General features: G+C 37.4%; 15 protein-coding genes. 6 read left to right on the top strand and 9 right to left on the bottom strand.

Going from position 1 to position 16,449, the window contains the following annotated elements; genetic code table 11:
* Positions 1-18: 18 nt before the first annotated feature.
* From ssb to dnaA, 8 genes are all read right to left on the bottom strand, one after another.
* Positions 19-522: a single-stranded DNA-binding protein gene (gene ssb / locus JOD14_RS05490; protein ID WP_204653837.1), complete on the bottom strand. Its 504-nt coding sequence runs from the start codon at positions 520-522 to the stop codon at positions 19-21.
* 42 nt (positions 523-564) lie between these two features.
* Positions 565-864: a 30S ribosomal protein S6 gene (gene rpsF / locus JOD14_RS05485; RefSeq protein ID WP_204653836.1), complete on the bottom strand. Its 300-nt coding sequence runs from the start codon at positions 862-864 to the stop codon at positions 565-567.
* A gap of 207 nt (positions 865-1,071) precedes the next feature.
* A complete protein-coding gene (gyrA, locus tag JOD14_RS05480; protein ID WP_204653835.1) occupies positions 1,072-3,534 on the bottom strand; it encodes a DNA gyrase subunit A in 2,463 nt (820 codons plus the stop codon).
* A 19-nt stretch (positions 3,535-3,553) separates the two neighbouring features.
* A complete protein-coding gene (gene gyrB / locus JOD14_RS05475) occupies positions 3,554-5,503 on the bottom strand; it encodes a DNA topoisomerase (ATP-hydrolyzing) subunit B (protein ID WP_204653834.1) in 1,950 nt (649 codons plus the stop codon).
* Positions 5,504-6,625, bottom strand: a complete 1,122-nt coding sequence (gene recF, locus JOD14_RS05470) for a DNA replication/repair protein RecF (RefSeq protein ID WP_204653833.1) — start codon at positions 6,623-6,625, stop codon at positions 5,504-5,506.
* The gene (gene yaaA / locus JOD14_RS05465; protein ID WP_204653832.1) at positions 6,612-6,851 is read right to left on the bottom strand and encodes a S4 domain-containing protein YaaA; all 240 of its coding nucleotides are present in this window, start codon (positions 6,849-6,851) and stop codon (positions 6,612-6,614) included. The genes recF and yaaA overlap by 14 nt, the downstream gene beginning before the upstream one ends.
* Positions 6,852-7,061: 210 nt before the next feature.
* Positions 7,062-8,195 (bottom strand): DNA polymerase III subunit beta, encoded by a 1,134-nt coding sequence (dnaN, locus tag JOD14_RS05460; RefSeq protein WP_204653831.1) that lies wholly within the window; start codon positions 8,193-8,195, stop codon positions 7,062-7,064.
* A gap of 160 nt (positions 8,196-8,355) precedes the next feature.
* The gene (dnaA, locus tag JOD14_RS05455) at positions 8,356-9,690 is read right to left on the bottom strand and encodes a chromosomal replication initiator protein DnaA (RefSeq protein WP_204653830.1); all 1,335 of its coding nucleotides are present in this window, start codon (positions 9,688-9,690) and stop codon (positions 8,356-8,358) included.
* A 676-nt stretch (positions 9,691-10,366) separates the two neighbouring features.
* Between dnaA and rpmH the strand changes: the two genes are divergently transcribed.
* The 5 genes from rpmH to JOD14_RS13350 all read left to right on the top strand — a co-directional run bounded on the left by rpmH (position 10,367) and on the right by JOD14_RS13350 (position 14,385).
* The gene (gene rpmH, locus JOD14_RS05450; RefSeq protein WP_204653829.1) at positions 10,367-10,501 is read left to right on the top strand and encodes a 50S ribosomal protein L34; all 135 of its coding nucleotides are present in this window, start codon (positions 10,367-10,369) and stop codon (positions 10,499-10,501) included.
* Positions 10,502-10,620: 119 nt separating this feature from the next.
* A complete protein-coding gene (rnpA, locus tag JOD14_RS05445) occupies positions 10,621-10,959 on the top strand; it encodes a ribonuclease P protein component (protein ID WP_204653828.1) in 339 nt (112 codons plus the stop codon).
* 25 nt (positions 10,960-10,984) lie between these two features.
* Positions 10,985-11,809, top strand: coding sequence for a membrane protein insertase YidC (locus tag JOD14_RS05440; protein WP_204653827.1), 825 nt, complete (start codon positions 10,985-10,987; stop codon positions 11,807-11,809).
* Between the two features lie 34 nt (positions 11,810-11,843).
* A complete protein-coding gene (gene jag, locus JOD14_RS05435) occupies positions 11,844-12,578 on the top strand; it encodes an RNA-binding cell elongation regulator Jag/EloR (protein ID WP_204653826.1) in 735 nt (244 codons plus the stop codon).
* 178 nt (positions 12,579-12,756) lie between these two features.
* Entirely contained in the window at positions 12,757-14,385 is a 1,629-nt protein-coding gene (locus JOD14_RS13350) for a collagen-binding domain-containing protein (protein ID WP_204653825.1), read from the top strand.
* Positions 14,386-14,493: 108 nt separating this feature from the next.
* On the opposite strand, the gene JOD14_RS05425 is transcribed toward JOD14_RS13350, so the two are convergent.
* Entirely contained in the window at positions 14,494-14,823 is a 330-nt protein-coding gene (locus JOD14_RS05425) for a heavy metal-binding domain-containing protein (RefSeq protein WP_204653824.1), read from the bottom strand.
* A gap of 218 nt (positions 14,824-15,041) precedes the next feature.
* On the opposite strand from JOD14_RS05425, the gene mnmE reads away from it, so the two are divergent.
* Positions 15,042-16,439: a tRNA uridine-5-carboxymethylaminomethyl(34) synthesis GTPase MnmE gene (mnmE, locus tag JOD14_RS05420; protein WP_204653823.1), complete on the top strand. Its 1,398-nt coding sequence runs from the start codon at positions 15,042-15,044 to the stop codon at positions 16,437-16,439.
* Positions 16,440-16,449 lie beyond the last annotated feature (10 nt).

The raw sequence follows: 16,449 nt of genomic DNA, 5'->3' as shown, positions 1-16,449 counted from the left end.
TCCCTCCTATCAAATTTCTTAGAATGGTAAATCATCGTCTGAAATGTCAATTGATGAGCCGCCGAATGGGTCGGTCGTGTCTCGATCAAAATTAGGCATTCCGGTTGCTTGAGAGGATTGATTTTGATTAAAATTGCTGCCAAAGCTTGGTTGATTAGCATTAAAACCCTCACTTGGTGCCGAACGGCGTTGTTCATTGACACTACGAGATTCTAACATTTGGAAGTTTTCTGCAACAACTTCGGTTACATAAACTTTTTGCCCTTGTTGATTATCGTAATTTCTTGTTTGAATACGACCAGTTACACCAATTAAAGAACCCTTTTTAGCAAAATTTGCTAAAGTTTCAGCTGACTTACGCCAGATTACACAATTAATAAAATCTGCTTCACGGTCACCACTTTGGCTCGTAAAGTTACGGTTTACAGCAAGTGTAAAGGTCGCAACGGCTGTGCCACTCGCAGTGTATCGTAAATCAGGATCTTTGGTTAATCTTCCTACTAATACCACATTATTAATCAAATCTGATCATCTCCTCATCGTTTTGTTTCACATGAAACAATTTTATGCTTCTTCTCTGACAATCATGTGACGGATAATATCGTCATTGATTTTTGCAAGACGATCAAATTCATTGATAGCACTTGCGTTTGATGGAGAAGAAACTTTAACGATGTGATAGATACCTTCACGGAATCCGTTCATTTCATACGCTAGACGGCGTTTTTCCCAATCTTTTGATTCGATAACTTCAGCGCCGTTATCAGTTAAGATTGTGTTGAAACGTTCGATTAAAGCTGTTTTTGCTTCTTCATCAATGTTTGGACGAATAATATAAAGAATTTCATATTTCGCATTTTCCATTGATTTTTCACCTCCCTATGGACTTAGGCTCTTCTATTTATAAAGAGCAGAGAGAGTGGCCATATTTGACTACTCACGAGAAATTATTATACATGGTTTCATCCATTTATGCAAGAGTTTCAATTTATTTTCTTCAAATAATTGTCATCACTAACTATTTACGCGAAAAAAAGTTCCTCATTTTTTCAAACGAGAAACTTTTTTACTTTATTCTTCTGTTGTTGTTTCTTCGACTTCTTCTTCTGGTTCGACGGTTGCCATCGTCACCACTTTGGCTTCATCTTCCATCTTCATCACGCGCACTCCTAACGTGGCACGTCCTGTTTGGGAAACATCGGCGACGTGGAAACGAATAATGACGCCTTTATCCGTAATTAGTAAGATGTCTTCATCGCCAGTAACCGTTGTTAAACCAGCTAATGGGCCATTTTTCTCAGTAATGTTGGCCGTCTTAATTCCTTTACCGCCGCGACCTTTAATTGGATACTCTGACGCTTTGGTTCGTTTACCATAACCATTTTCGGTAATAACGAGTACTTCGTCGTCTGGGCGAATAATCGACGCACCAATTACGTAGTCATCCTCTCTTAAACGAACACCACGCACGCCGGCTGCCGTTCGGCCCATATCACGCACCGCTTCTTCTTGGAACGTCACTGAGTAACCACCGTGCGTACCAATAATCATAACGTCTTCGCCGGTTGTCTTCAAGACGTTGACTAGTTCATCGTCTTCTTTTAGCCCAATCGCAATCAAACCATTGCTGCGAATATTGGCAAATGCTGTCACTGAAGTTCGTTTTACAACACCTAGTCTTGTCGTAAAGAACAAGAAACCTTGCCCATTTTGTTCTTCTTTGCTAACAGAGACAATCGTTTGAATTTCTTCACTTGAATCGATACCAAGTAAGTTAATAATTGGGATTCCTTTGGCTGTTCGGCCATATTCTGGAATTTCGTATCCTTTAGCTTGGTAGACTTTTCCGCGATTTGTAAAGAAGAGGAGCATGTCATGGGTTGAACAAGAAACCAAGGTTTGAACAAAATCTTCATCATGTACGCCCATTCCTTGTACGCCTCGCCCACCACGGCGTTGCGCTCTAAATTCACTATTTGCCACCCGTTTAATATAGCCATTATTCGTTAAAGTGATAACAATTTCTTCTTCTTCAATTAAATCTTCATCTTCTAAACTCAAGACTTCTCCGACCAACAATTCTGTTCGACGAGTATCGCCGAAACGTTGCCCAATTTCATGTAATTCGGTTTGAATAATTTCTAAAATACGTTCTGGTCGAGCCAAAATATCAGCTAAATCAGAAATAATGGTCAATAATTCTTGGTATTCATTTTCAATCTTATCGCGCTCTAAACCAGTCAGACGACGTAAACGCATATCTAAAATCGCTTGCGCTTGACGATCAGAAAACGTAAAGCGTGCAATGAGCGTTTCTTTGGCTTCTGAGTCATTTTTTGATCCACGAATGATCGCAATAATTTCATCAATATGATCTAAAGCAATCCGCAAGCCTTCTAAAAGATGGGCTTTATCTTCTGCACGTTTTTTATCAAACTGCGTTCGGCGAATGATGACTTCTTTTTGGTGCTCAATATAGTTTTCTAAAATGCGTTTGACACTTAAGATTTTTGGCACGCCTTTTTCGATGGCCAACATGTTAAAACCAAATGACGTTTGGAGAGCGGTCATTTTGTACAAGTTGTTTAAAATGACTGAAGCACTGACATCGCGACGAACATCAATGACAATACGCATCCCTTCACGCGAAGATTCATCTCGCAAATCGGTAATCCCTTCAATTCGTTTGTCACGATGAAGTTCAGAAATTCGTTCGATTAATTTGGCTTTATTGACCATATAAGGTAGTTCGGTAACTAAAATACGTTCGCGACCATTGGATTTTTCAACGATTTCAACTTTTGCCCGAATCGTAATGGAACCTCTTCCTGTTTCATAAGCCCGACGAATGCCCGATTTCCCCATCACCAAGCCACCCGTTGGAAAATCCGGTCCTGGTAAAACTTCCATAATATCGGCCGTCGTTGCATCAGGATTTTCCATTAAAACATCAATCGCAGCAATGACTTCGTTTAAGTTGTGTGGGGGAATATTGGTCGCCATCCCTACCGCAATCCCTGTCGTTCCGTTTACTAATAGATTAGGAAAGCGCGCTGGTAAAACTTCAGGTTCTTGCTCACTTTCATCATAGTTTCCTTTAAAATCAACTGTTTTTTTATTGATGTCACGTAACATTTCCATCGATAATTTACTCATTCGGGCTTCGGTATAACGCATTGCCGCCGCACCATCGCCATCGACTGAACCAAAGTTTCCGTGCCCATCGACTAACATGTAACGATAACTAAATGGTTGCGCCATACGCACCATTGACTCATAAATGGCGCTATCGCCATGTGGGTGATATTTCCCCATGACATCTCCCACAATACGAGCCGATTTTTTGTGCGGTTTATCTGAAGTCACACCTAATTCATGCATCCCATATAAAATTCGACGGTGAACTGGTTTTAGCCCATCACGTACATCGGGTAAAGCCCGCGAAACAATGACACTCATCGCATAATCGATAAAGGATTCTTTCATCTCACTCGTCAAATTGACTTCTTGAATATTTTTTTGTTTGTCTTCCAAGTTCTTACCTCCTTAACGATTAAATATCTAAGTTCTTCACGTAATGTGCATTTTCTTCAATAAAATTACGTCTTGGTTCGACTTTATCTCCCATCAACATTTCAAAAATTTGATCGGCTTCAATGGCATCATCGACGGTTACTTGTAGCATTAAACGATTTTCTGGATCCATGGTCGTTTCCCATAATTGATGATCATCCATCTCCCCTAACCCTTTGTAGCGTTGAATCGAAGGTTTTGGTGTTGCTGGTAGCGCGTCTACTACTGCTTGCAAACGGTCTTCTGCGTCTTTTCCAGGTTGCACATAAGTAATATTTTTTCCTTGTTTTACCCCGTATAAAGGCGGTTGTGCGATATAGACATAGCCTGCTTCAACAATTGGGCGCATGTAACGATAAAATAACGTCAATAGCAACGTACGAATATGGGCGCCATCGACATCGGCATCGGTCATAATGACTAATTTATGGTAGCGCGCTTTGGAAACATCAAAATCAGAACCAAAACCAGTTCCCATCGCTGTAAATAACGAGCGGATTTCTTCGTTGGCTAAGATTTTATCCATTGATGCTTTTTCAACGTTTAAAATTTTCCCACGAATTGGTAAAATCGCTTGGAATTCCCGGCTTCGACCTTGTTTTGCTGAACCACCAGCCGAGTCTCCTTCGACGATAAATAATTCGCATTTTTCCGGGTCTTTACTTGAGCAATCGGCTAATTTCCCTGGTAAGTTACTAATTTCTAACGCACCTTTACGACGCGTCACTTCACGCGCTCTTTTAGCAGCCAAACGAGCTTTGGAAGCAAGTAACCCTTTTTCAATAATTTGGCGACCAACTGTCGGATTTTCCATTAAAAATTTTAAGAAATACTCTGAAAATAAACGATCCGTTACCGTACGAACTTCTGAATTCCCTAGTTTGGTTTTCGTCTGTCCTTCAAACTGCGGATCGGGATGTTTGATTGAAATCACAGCCGTTAAGCCTTCACGCACATCTTCTCCACTTAAATTATCTTCATTATCTTTCATTAACTTTTGTTTGCGTGCATAGTCGTTAATCACACGCGTTAAAGCCGTTTTAAAGCCTGATTCATGCGTTCCGCCTTCATAAGTATGAATATTATTGGCAAACGTTAACAAGTTCGTATGGTAGCCATCGGTGTATTGTAAGGCTACTTCTACGATAATTTCTTGTTGTTCTCCTTCAATAAAAATTGGCTCTGGAAATAAAACTGTTTTATTTGCGTTTAAATGTTCAACGTAACTTTTAATGCCGCCTTCATAGTAATATTCTTTTAAAACAGGTTCTTCCGAGCGACGGTCTTCAATTGAAATGTGGAGACCACGATTCAAGAAAGCCAACTCACGGACACGCGTAGCTAATTTATCAAAGTTAAACTCGGTTGTTTCCGTAAAAATCTCTGCATCGGGCATAAAATGGACTTCAGTTCCATGGCGTTCTGTTTCGCCAATAACTTTTAAGTCTGCTTTAACAGCACCACGTTCAAATGCTTGATAATGGATTTTACCATCTTTGTAAACTTTAACTTCTAATACTTCCGATAAGGCGTTAACTACCGAAGAACCTACGCCATGAAGACCACCTGAAACCTTATAACCGCCACCGCCAAATTTTCCACCGGCGTGTAAAATCGTAAAGACCGTTTCAACGGCTGGCCGACCAGTTTTTTCTTGAATACCGACTGGAATACCACGACCATCATCAATGACTGTTATGCTGTTATCTTTTTCAACAATCACTTCAATGGTTGTCGCAAAACCAGCAAGGGCTTCATCAATCGAGTTATCGACAATTTCCCAAACCAAGTGATGTAGTCCTTCTGAGCTAGTCGAACCAATATACATTCCCGGGCGTTTACGAACCGCTTCTAGCCCTTCTAAAACTTGAATTTGACTCGCATCATATTCTTTTGCGCGTTCTACTAAAATTTTTTCTTCTTCCGTCACCTAGTTCTTCTCTCCTTTGATTGATCCATTTTGAACGTAATAAATTTCTGGTTCAACGGTCATTTTTTCTTTTAAATGCTCGAGTGTCGTCGTTGTTATAAATGTTTGCACTTTATTTTCAATTGTTTTTAGTAAATGAAGCTGTCTTGAGTCATCTAACTCACTCATGACATCATCAAGTAATAAAATCGGATATTCTCCTGTTACTTCATAAATTAAATCAATTTCAGCTAGGCGTACACTTAAAGCCGTCGTACGCTGTTGTCCTTGCGAGCCAAATGTTTGGACGTTTTTTTGATTGATTAAAAAAACAATATCATCCCGATGCGGCCCAACTACGGTCATTTGACGAAAGCGTTCTTTTTCTTTGTTTTTTTCAATTTGTTCAGCAAATTGTTGTTGCATTTGTGGCAACGTTAATGCTTCAGGAAGCAAAAAACTGGATACATATTCAAGTTCCAATACTTCTTTTCCTTGACTAATCACTTGATGAAGTTGGTTCGCCCAATATTCTAAGCGTTTAATAAAAATTTGACGAGCCAGTAAAATTTTACTACCAAATTCAATTAATTGTTCCGTTAAAACATCTAAGTACAGCTCGTCTGTTTGTTTTTTTTCCGCTAATTGTTTTAAATATTGATTGCGTTGTTTGAGTACTTTTTGATATTGGACTAAATCATATAAATAAACTGGGTTCATTTGACCAATTTCCATATCTAAAAAACGCCTGCGAATCTGCGGGCTACCTTTTACTAAAGATAAATCTTCTGGTGCAAATAAAATCACATTTAATTGTCCAATATAACTACTTAATTTTTTTTGCTCAATATGATTAACTTTTGTTTTACGTCCTTTTTTAGTCAAAAAAAGTTCTAAAGGAAGCGTGGAATGTTTTTTTTGGACCATTCCTTTTATATACGCATATTCTTGTTCCCATCCAATTAATTCTTGTTCATGTGTTGTGCGATGGCTCCTGGTCATTGCTAGAACAAAAATACTTTCTAGTAAATTCGTCTTCCCTTGTGCATTTTCACCAAGAAAAATAATTAGATTTTTTTTAAAAGTTAAATGAGCGGCTTCATAGTTACGAAAATGCTGTACTTGAAGCTCATTTAATCTCATCGATTTGACCCTGTTGTTCCATAAAGAAAGTACCCTCCCCAGGTACTTCAATCATCATGCCAGCGTATAACTTTCTTCCGCGACGATTTTCTGGTTCCCCATCCACGAAGACGGTATTTTCAGCTAAAAACCATTTGGCTTGCCCACCACTACTAATAATCGTTGCTTCTTTTAACATTTGCCCAAGTGTCATATATTCCGATTTTAGGTAAATTTTTGTTTTCATTTTTTCCCTCAATTCTTCATGAACTACATGTGCTTATTATACTCTTTTAAAGTGAATAAAACAAATTTATCCATATATTTTTGCCTTTTAACCACTTCAACTCAAAATCGACGTTTATTACTCAAAACAAAAAAAACGGCTTAGAATCGCTTTTAAGCCGTTTTTTTGTTTTCTGTTGTTTTTTTCATACATTTTCAAAGGTTTGAAAAATTAATTCGTGCGAACAGGAGTAATTAGTTGAACAAATTCTCCTTGACCTTCAGATGGTTCCAAAATAAAGGGACGAATGGCCGAAATAAAATGAATGTGAATCGACGTATCACCAAATGCTCTTAAGGCAGCTTTCATATAGTCTGGGTTAAAAGAAATATCAAGTGGTTCACCCGTTACTTGTGTATAACTCAAACTCTCTTCGACTTTCCCAATTTCTGGCGAGTTTCCGTATAAAATAACCCCATCGTCAGCAATATGTAAACGAACAATATTATTCCGGCCTTCGTGGGACAATAAAGAGGCCCGATCGATTGCTGCTAATAATTTCTTAACTTCAAACTCAATGGTCGTATTAAAGTTCGTCGGGATTAAACGATCCGTATCTGGATACGTCCCTTCTAATAAGCGCGAATAAAATTTCATATTTTGCGTTTCAAAAAGCACTTGATTATCCATCATCCGAATTGAGATGACTGCTTCTTCGTCATCACCATAAGAACGAGAAAGTTCAATTAAGCTTTTCCCAGGAATAACAATATCAAATTGATCATCCGTGTTTTCTAATGGGATTTTTCTTTGACTCAAACGGTGTGAATCCGTAGCGACTGCTAGTAAGACTTGGTTTTTTAAAACAAAATGAACACCTGTTAAAATCGGACGGCTTTCATGTTGGGAAACGGAAAAAACAGTTTCGCTAATTAATTTATTTAAAACGTGCACTGGAATTTGAATTTGGTTTGCTGTTTCGATTACTGGTAAATGTGGGTAATCATCCGCATCTAGTCCATTAACCATAAAGTTCGCTTTACCAGAAGTGATTGCTACTTGATTATTTTCGACTACTTCTAAAGTAAAGTCATCTTCTGGTAAACGACGCATGACTTCACTAAAAAAGCGAGCTTGTAAAATAATCGCTCCTGTTTTTTCAATTTGCATTTGTGCTTGTTCATTTTCAACATTTAAAAAGGTTTCAATTGAAATATCAGCGTTACTACCTGTTAAGGTCAATCCTTTTTGAGATAATTCAATTTTTACCCCTGTTAAAATAGGCATGGTGGTTTTAGATGAAATTGCTCGTTGGACTTTTTGTAATTCTTGAATAAAAAGATTACGATTCATTGTTAGTTTCATATAGGGTCTCCTTTTTCTTTTATTATTAGTAAATAAAAAATAGTAGTAGTAGTAGGGCTGTTAGTTCTGTGGATAAGATTAGAGAAAGCCAATTAAATAAAGTTTTCCACTTGTGAATAACTTGTGGAAAACTTTTATTCTTTTTTGAGACTTTTCCACACTAGTTAAAAATGATTTCTTTTAGTTCTGATATTTCATTTTGAATAATGACATCGTGTTTTAGTAATTGTTGAATTTTTTCATGCGCATGAATAACGGTTGTGTGATCTTTTCCGCCAAATTCTGCCCCAATTTTAGGGAGTGAATTATCCGTGAGTTCTCTCGATAAGTACATGGCAATTTGGCGTGGTACAACAATGTTTTTTACACGTTTTTTTCCTTTTAAGTCTTTTACCTGCAAGTGATAATATTTAGCGACTTCTTCTTGGATATGCAAAATTGAAACTTGACTGAGGTGATGGCTCGCTTTTAAGGCTTTTAGTGCCTCTGCTGCTAAACTTGTTGTAATGTCTGCACTTTGAATGGCGGCAAAAGCTTGAACTCGAACGAGCGCGCCTTCTAATTCTCGAATATTTGAGTCAATTTGCCCAGCGATATAACTTAAAGTATCATCTGGAATTTCTAGATTCTCGGCTTCGGCTTTTTTTCGTAAAATAGCTGTTCGTGTTTCTAAGTCTGGCGGCGTAATATCAACGGAAAGTCCCCAAGCAAAACGAGAAACAAGCCGTTGTGGCAAGGTCGGAATTTCGTTTGGTAAACGATCACTGGTTAAGACAATTTGTTTATTATTACGATAGAGCTCTTCAAATGTGTTAAAGAATTCTTCTTGCGTTCCTTCTTTATTCACTAAAAACTGAATATCATCAACTAATAATAAATCGACCGTTCGATACTCATTTCGAAAGTCTTCCATTTTGTTTTTTTGAATGGAAGTAATAAATTCGTTCGTAAAGTTTTCACTACTGACGTATTTAATTTTGGCATTTGGCCGTTTAAGCAACATTTGGTGGCCAATTGCGTGCATTAAGTGTGTTTTTCCTAGACCGACTCCTCCATAAAAGAAAAGAGGATTGTAAATGGATCCTGGGTCTTCAGCGACAACTAAAGCGGCTGCATGGGCCATTTGGTTGCCTTTTCCAATAACAAAGGTATCAAATGTATATTTTGAATTCAAAACAGAATTTTTGTTGCGCGTTGTTTCGGTCGCATCCGGTGTGCCTTCTTCAATTGTTGGTAAAGTAGGGACTTCATCGGGGGTAACAAAAATTGGTAAAACTTCAGCACCGGACATCATATAGAAGGTTTCTAAGATTTTACTAGCTAAATGTTTTTCCCAATAGTCTTTTTGCACAACGGTAGGCACTTCAATCATTAATTGGTTATTTTGAAAAGAGAGAAGCTTTGCAGGCTCAATCCAAGTCGTGTAGCTCACTGGATTCATCTCTTTACGATAACTGTCTTGTAATTCTCTCCAAATGGTTTCAAGAGATGGCATAATAATCCTCCTGTAAAAGTAGATAAAGATAGATACTACTAAAATAGCATGAATCATAAAAGTTTTCCACAGAATAAAGAGAAAAAAAGCAAATAAATCATTTTTTTCCACAATGTGCATAAGAATAGAAATGAAAATCCACAATGTGATAAAAAGTTATCAACAACCAAAAATGCAATGTGCATAACTTTGCTCGATGAATAGTTATGCACAGGAGTTAGGGGAAAACAGCGCTTGATCTAACTAGGTTTTTTCGACTTATGAACAGGAGGGGAAACGCATGTGGATAAGTTATTTAAGCTTGTTGATTTGTGGATAACTACCAGAAAACTCTGCGGATAAAAATTTATAAAAAAAAGTCATCCACAAATTTATTTTCTTCTTTTTTTTGAATTGTGGATAACAAAAAAATGAGACCAAACTCGAAAGTTTTCTTTTTTTCTCATTTTTGGGTGAGCGGAAGCTAAGTTGCTAAAAAAGTTACGAATTAAAAAACGATGCAAAAAAAGAGCTAGATTGGAGAAATAAGATCAGAAAAAAGGGGATTTAGTCTTAAAAGTAATCGCAAGTCAAGAGATTACTTGATTTTTTGATTGACAAAGTAGGTAAGTCTTAGTTATAATGTCAAGGTATGTCGTAAAGTATCGATAGCAATCCCTTTTTGGAGGTGGAAAGAATGAAAAGAACATACCAACCAAATAAGCGCAAACATTCAAAAGTTCACGGTTTCCGTAAACGTATGAGTACAAAAAATGGACGTCGCGTAATCGCAAGTCGTCGTCTTAAAGGCAGAAAGGTTCTTTCTGCATAAACCACTGCAAATCAGTGGTTTTTTTTATACACTTTTTTAGCTTAAAAGGTGAAACCTGACTTTAAATTATGGTATGATTGTTAGGTGAGTAATAAAAAAGAAGGAACGGATGCAAGACGATGAGAAAGTCATACCGGGTAAAGAAAGAGAAGGAATTTCAGAAGGTTTTTGAGACCGGCAAATCGACGGCGAATCGAAATTTTATCATTTATATCTTACCTAAGACAGGGCAAAGTCATTTTCGGGTAGGAATTTCTGTTGGTAAAAAAGTCGGCAATGCGGTCAAACGTAATGAGGTGAAGCGTAAGATTCGTAGTAGTCTGTATCATTTAAAAGATCAAATTCAAGCAGAATATGATTTTATTCTCATTGCGCGGCCAAGCGTGGCTCATTTGTCGTCTCAAGAAGTTGAAGCGAATTTGCGTCATGTGTTGAATTTAGCGAAAATATTAAAATAATAAGAAATAGAAGGGAATTATTTTTGTGAAAAAAAGAAAGCGTCTACTACTGATGACTCTGATGCTCTTTTTCGTAGTTGTCTTATCAGCCTGTGGGACAGGAGAAATTACTGCTTCGAGTACAGGAGTTTGGGAAAGAATTGTTTATAGTTTTGCGCAAGCAGTCAAATGGTTATCCATTAGTGGCAGCCGTGGGATCGGCATTATCCTATTTACTTTAATTATTCGGATTATTTTATTGCCTCTTATGCATTATCAAACAAAAAGTATGCGTAAAACACAAGAATTACAACCAAAAGTAAAAGAATTACAACAACAATATTCGGCAAAAGACCAAGCGACACAACAACAATTACGTGAAGCACAGCAAAAACTTTATGCAGAATATGGTGTTAATCCTTATGCGGGTTGTTTACCGTTACTTGTTCAAATGCCCATTTTAATGGCCATTTACCAAGCAATTTCACGTGTACCTGAATTAAGAGAAGGTAGCTTTTTATGGCTAAAAGTTTTAGGGGAGCCAGATCCTTACTTTATTTTACCGATTTTAGCTGCTATTTTTACTTTCTTAAGTACTTATTTATCAAGTATGAGTCAAGTGGAAGCCAATGCGAGCTTAAAAGTGATGAATTATGTAATGCCAGTAATGATTTTAGTGATGGCGATTAACTTACCAAGTGCTTTATCTTTATACTGGGTAATTTCAAATGCCTTTCAAGTTGGCCAGACACTCTTAATTAATAATCCATTTAAGATTATGAAAGAGCGAGAAGAATTAGCTAAAATCGAACGTGAAAAAGAAAAAGCATTGAAAAAAGCACAAAATCCTAAGAAAAAACGTAAAAAATAATTTACTAAGAAAAAGTTAGAGAGGGGTCAATGAGATGCCGATTTATGAAGGACTAACAACAGAAGCTGCAATCCAACAAGGATTACGAGCTTTAGGTGTAACAAAAGAACAAGTAACAATTGAAGTGCTTGAAGAAGCAAAAAAAGGCTTTTTAGGAATAGGCAAAAAGAATGCGCGTGTGTCGTTAGAATTAACAGTGAGTGAAGCAGTTGAAGAAGCGATTGAAGAAATCGTTGAAGAAGTGATTGAAATCACGGAACCTGTTCAAGAAATCGAAGTAACAAAAGCAACACCAAGTGAGTTAGATGACGAAGAGGCGTTAAAAGAATTAGCGATTTACTTAACGAATATTTCCAATGAACTTGGTACGCCGGCTTTAGTTAAGATGACCCGTGAAGAAGGTCTAATTGTTTTTCAATTAGATACACAAAAACAAGGAATTTTAATTGGAAAGCATGGCAAAACATTGAATGCATTACAATATTTAGCCCAAGTTTATATTCATCGTATTGCTAAAAACCGTTTATCAATTGTTGTAAACGTAGGAAATTACCGGGAAAAACGTCAGGCAATTTTACAACGCTTGGCTGAGCGAACAGCTGAAAAAGTTGATCGTACAGGTCGCCCAGTGTTCTTAGAACCGATGCCTGCTTTTGAACGTAAGCAAATTCACGCGGCACTTAGTAAAAAAGATTATGTTAAAACCCATTCTGAAGGGGAAGAACCTTATCGTTACTTAGTTGTTGAGCCCGCTAAAAAATATTATTAAAAGAAGAAACCACTCTTTGAAAAGGATAACGCCTTTTCAAAGAGTGGTTTTTTTTTTAAGAAATTTAATAATTTTTAAGTAAAAGATAAGTTCGTTTATTTTTTATTTTCAAATGAATAGGCGATTGTTAGGATATTTTTTGAAAAAGTATTTGTTAGAAAATGAAGGAGGAAAATTATTGCAAAACAAAAAAAGACGGCTCCTAGCATTGGCTTCTTTATTGTTAGCAGTCAATGTAAGTAGTCAAAATTTTACGCCATTCGTGGAAGCGGCGGAAATAAAAATTCATAATGAAGTAGCGCAAATGTTGCCAAGACAAGATGGCGTTCAACGGATTCATGCCAATCATTTGAGTTGGACACCTGTTTCAAAAGAAAATCTTTTAGGTGGCGCAGATGATTTCAATGCTTTGTTATTTGATTGTTTCATAAATTTTAATGAGACTGGTGGACCTGTTGCAACAAAGAGGGCTGAAAATATAAAAACAATTACTTTTAAAGAAGGCACTTCTCCTGCTGTGAATCAATTTTTAGATTATAAACTCCCGCGATTCAATGTGGCTTTATTAAGTAGTCAGGGCATTGGTGGCCAAGTAAGGATTGAAAATGGTGATGTTATTACGGAAGAAGCGTTACTTGGAAATCAAATTCAACGAACCCTTGATTCAGGCACTGAGTTAATCCGACTACAAGCAATTCAAAAGTTTTTAGAAGAGGCAAAAGAAGATTTACAGTATTTAAATGAGCAAATTTGGACGTTTCCAACAACAGGTGAAATGATTAACGAATGGGGAACAATCCAAATTGAAACTTTAAATGATACGAATATCTTTGAATTAGATTTAACTGAATGGACAAAACCATTCAGTTTAAGTATTACAGATACGAATCCAAATAGCTTGATTATTATTCGAGTCAAGGGGGATCGATTGAAGTTAAATAGCACACTGCTTAATAATCAACTGATCAACTATTCGAATATTAATAAAATAGCCAATCGGATATTATGGGTCTTTGAATCAGATAAAAAAGAGTTCGTTTTTGATTCAACTAGTCTTATAGGTTCCGTTTTAGCACCAAGCACGAATTTAAAATTTTCTGGTTATAGTGCAGTGAATGGTACAGTCATTGCGAATCGTTTAGATGGCCAAAACACAAGCTCTGAGCTACATTATGTTGGTAATTTTACCGGAAAACTGCCAACCATCCCCAATGAACCCGTTTTCCCAGAGCTACCCGATGATTCTGAAGTGCCAAGTAGACCACAAGCACCAAGCGAACCAGAAAGTTCAACACCACCGGAGCTACCCGGAGATTCTGAAACTCCAAGTACGCCAGAAGTTCCAAGCGAACCGGAAAGTCCAACACTCCCAGAGTTACCTGATGATTCTGAAACTCCAAGCACGCCGGAAGTGCCAAGCGAACCAGAAAGTTCAACACCACCGGAGCTACCCGGAGATTCTGAAACTCCAAGTACGCCGGAAGTTCCAGACGAACCGGCAACTCCAACACCACCAGAGTTACCCGGTGATTCTGAAAACTCAAATACTCCAGAAGTGTCAGTTAAACCAGAAAACCCAAACCACTCAAATAAACCAATCGATGTTGGGGGAGATTCGTCAAATGAAACTCTTGATTCAACTTTGTCTCAATCATTGAATTCTAATCATAATAAAATCGAAAAACTCCCTCAAGCTGGTGATAAAGATGTTCAATTGTCCAAAATACGCTCTATTATTGGATTAGGACTTCTTCTTTTCGTAGGCTTATTCGTTGTGAGAAGACGAAAACCAAAAAAATTAACGTAAATAAAAGACAAAAAAAGACAAAGTACAATTCGATTTGAAAATCGAATTGTACTTTGTCTACGGTTTGAAATCACCGCTCTTTGATTGAGGGGGTGTTTTTGTTCATGCTTAGCTTCCAATAGTAGAATGAACAAGTTGAACGACTGTGCCATATGCAAATATTTGTAAAAAAGGCCGACTGTCAATGACTTCTTGCTGGTAATTAAATTCGCAATTAATAACAGCGTTGGCACCATATTCGAAAGCTTTTTCTTTTAATTGGCGATTCACGTTTACAAAAAGATTATTAGGGTTAATTTCTGGATTAAATAAATCTGCTTCGACGCGCTCGGTTACAAAAACAATATCTCGAACGATATAAGGTTTATTAATGTTGCCAGTTGACAAGATAATTTTATCAAGCGGGTTCTCGTCGTTAATCGATTGATGATGTTTCATGGTAGTCCCTTCTTTCTTTTCACTTTCTCTTCTTTATTTTACCATCTTTACTCATTTTCTCCAAAAATAAAAAAAGAGTTTTACTTGTCAGGATAAGAAAAATATGCTAACCTATGACCAGAATTTAATCAGACAAGCAGTCAAAGTGCAACGTCTATCTCTTTTTTTAAGGGGTGGAGTGGGCACTTTTTTTGTGTGAAAAATTAGGAGGGGTTCAATTGGCAAAATTTATTCAAGAATTTGATACGATTGCAGCGATTTCGACACCACCAGGTGAAGGGGCAATTAGCATTGTACGCTTGAGCGGCGAGGAAGCCCTACCGATTGCCGCCAAAGTTTTTCGAAGTGGTCAAAAAAATTTACAAACCGTTTCGAGCCATACGATTCACTACGGACATTTAGTTGATCCAGAGAAAGAACAGCTCGTTGATGAAGTGATGGTTTCAGTGATGAAAGCACCAAAGACCTTTACGCGCGAAGATGTTGTCGAAATTAATTGTCATGGCGGGATTGTAGTTGTTAACCAGATTTTACAACTATTATTACGTCAAGGTGCTCGGTTAGCCGAACCTGGCGAATTTACCAAGCGCGCCTTTTTAAACGGCCGCATGGACTTATCGCAAGCAGAAGCGGTAATGGATTTAATTCGCGCTAAGACAGATCGTGCGATGAATCTAGCACTAAATCAACTAGATGGGAACTTATCGCATTTAATTCGAGCGTTACGTCAAGAAATTTTAACAACTTTGGCACAAGTTGAAGTGAACATTGATTACCCAGAATATGATGATGTCGAAGAAATGACGACACAATTACTTATTGAAAAAGCCAATCATGTTAAACAACAAATTTTAGCTTTGTTACAAACGGCGCAACAAGGAAAAATTTTACGTGAAGGCTTAAGTACTGCGATTATTGGGCGACCAAATGTTGGTAAATCAAGCTTACTCAATCATTTATTACAAGAGGAAAAAGCGATTGTAACAGACATCGCAGGAACAACACGTGATGTGATTGAAGAATATGTCAATGTTCGTGGTGTGCCGTTGAAACTCGTTGATACAGCAGGTATTCGTGAAACGCAAGACGTAGTAGAGAAAATTGGGGTGGAAAGAAGCCGAAAAGCGCTCGAACAAGCCGATTTAGTGTTATTAGTTTTAAACCAAAATGAAGTTTTATCGCCAGAAGATGAACAGTTAATTGAAGCAACTGCCAATAGTAAGCGGATTGTTCTATTAAATAAAACCGATTTGCCGGCAAAATTAAACCAAGAAAAATTAAAGCAACAAATCGGAGAAACCCCACTTTTTGCGATTTCAGTTTTAAATAATGAAGGGTTTGATGTTTTTGAACAAGCCATTGCCAATTTATTCTTTGGTGGTTCGACAGGTGAAAAAGATGCGTCCTATATTTCTAATAGTCGCCATATTGCCTTGTTAGAAAAAGCCGTCCAAGCATTAGATGAAGTGGTTAGTGGCATTGAAATCGGGATGCCCGTTGACTTGGTACAAATGGATATGACGCGTTGTTGGGATTACTTAGGTGAAGTTGTCGGCGATAGTGTCCAAGATGAATTAATTACGCAATTGTTTAGTCAATTTTGTTTAGGGAAATAAGAAGGGAAGT

It is taken from the genome of Enterococcus lemanii (assembly GCF_016909125.1).
Taxonomy (GTDB): domain Bacteria; phylum Bacillota; class Bacilli; order Lactobacillales; family Enterococcaceae; genus Enterococcus_I; species Enterococcus_I lemanii.
The sequence above is the reverse complement of the archived record's forward strand: the minus strand, read 5'-3'. Positions and strand labels throughout refer to the sequence as shown.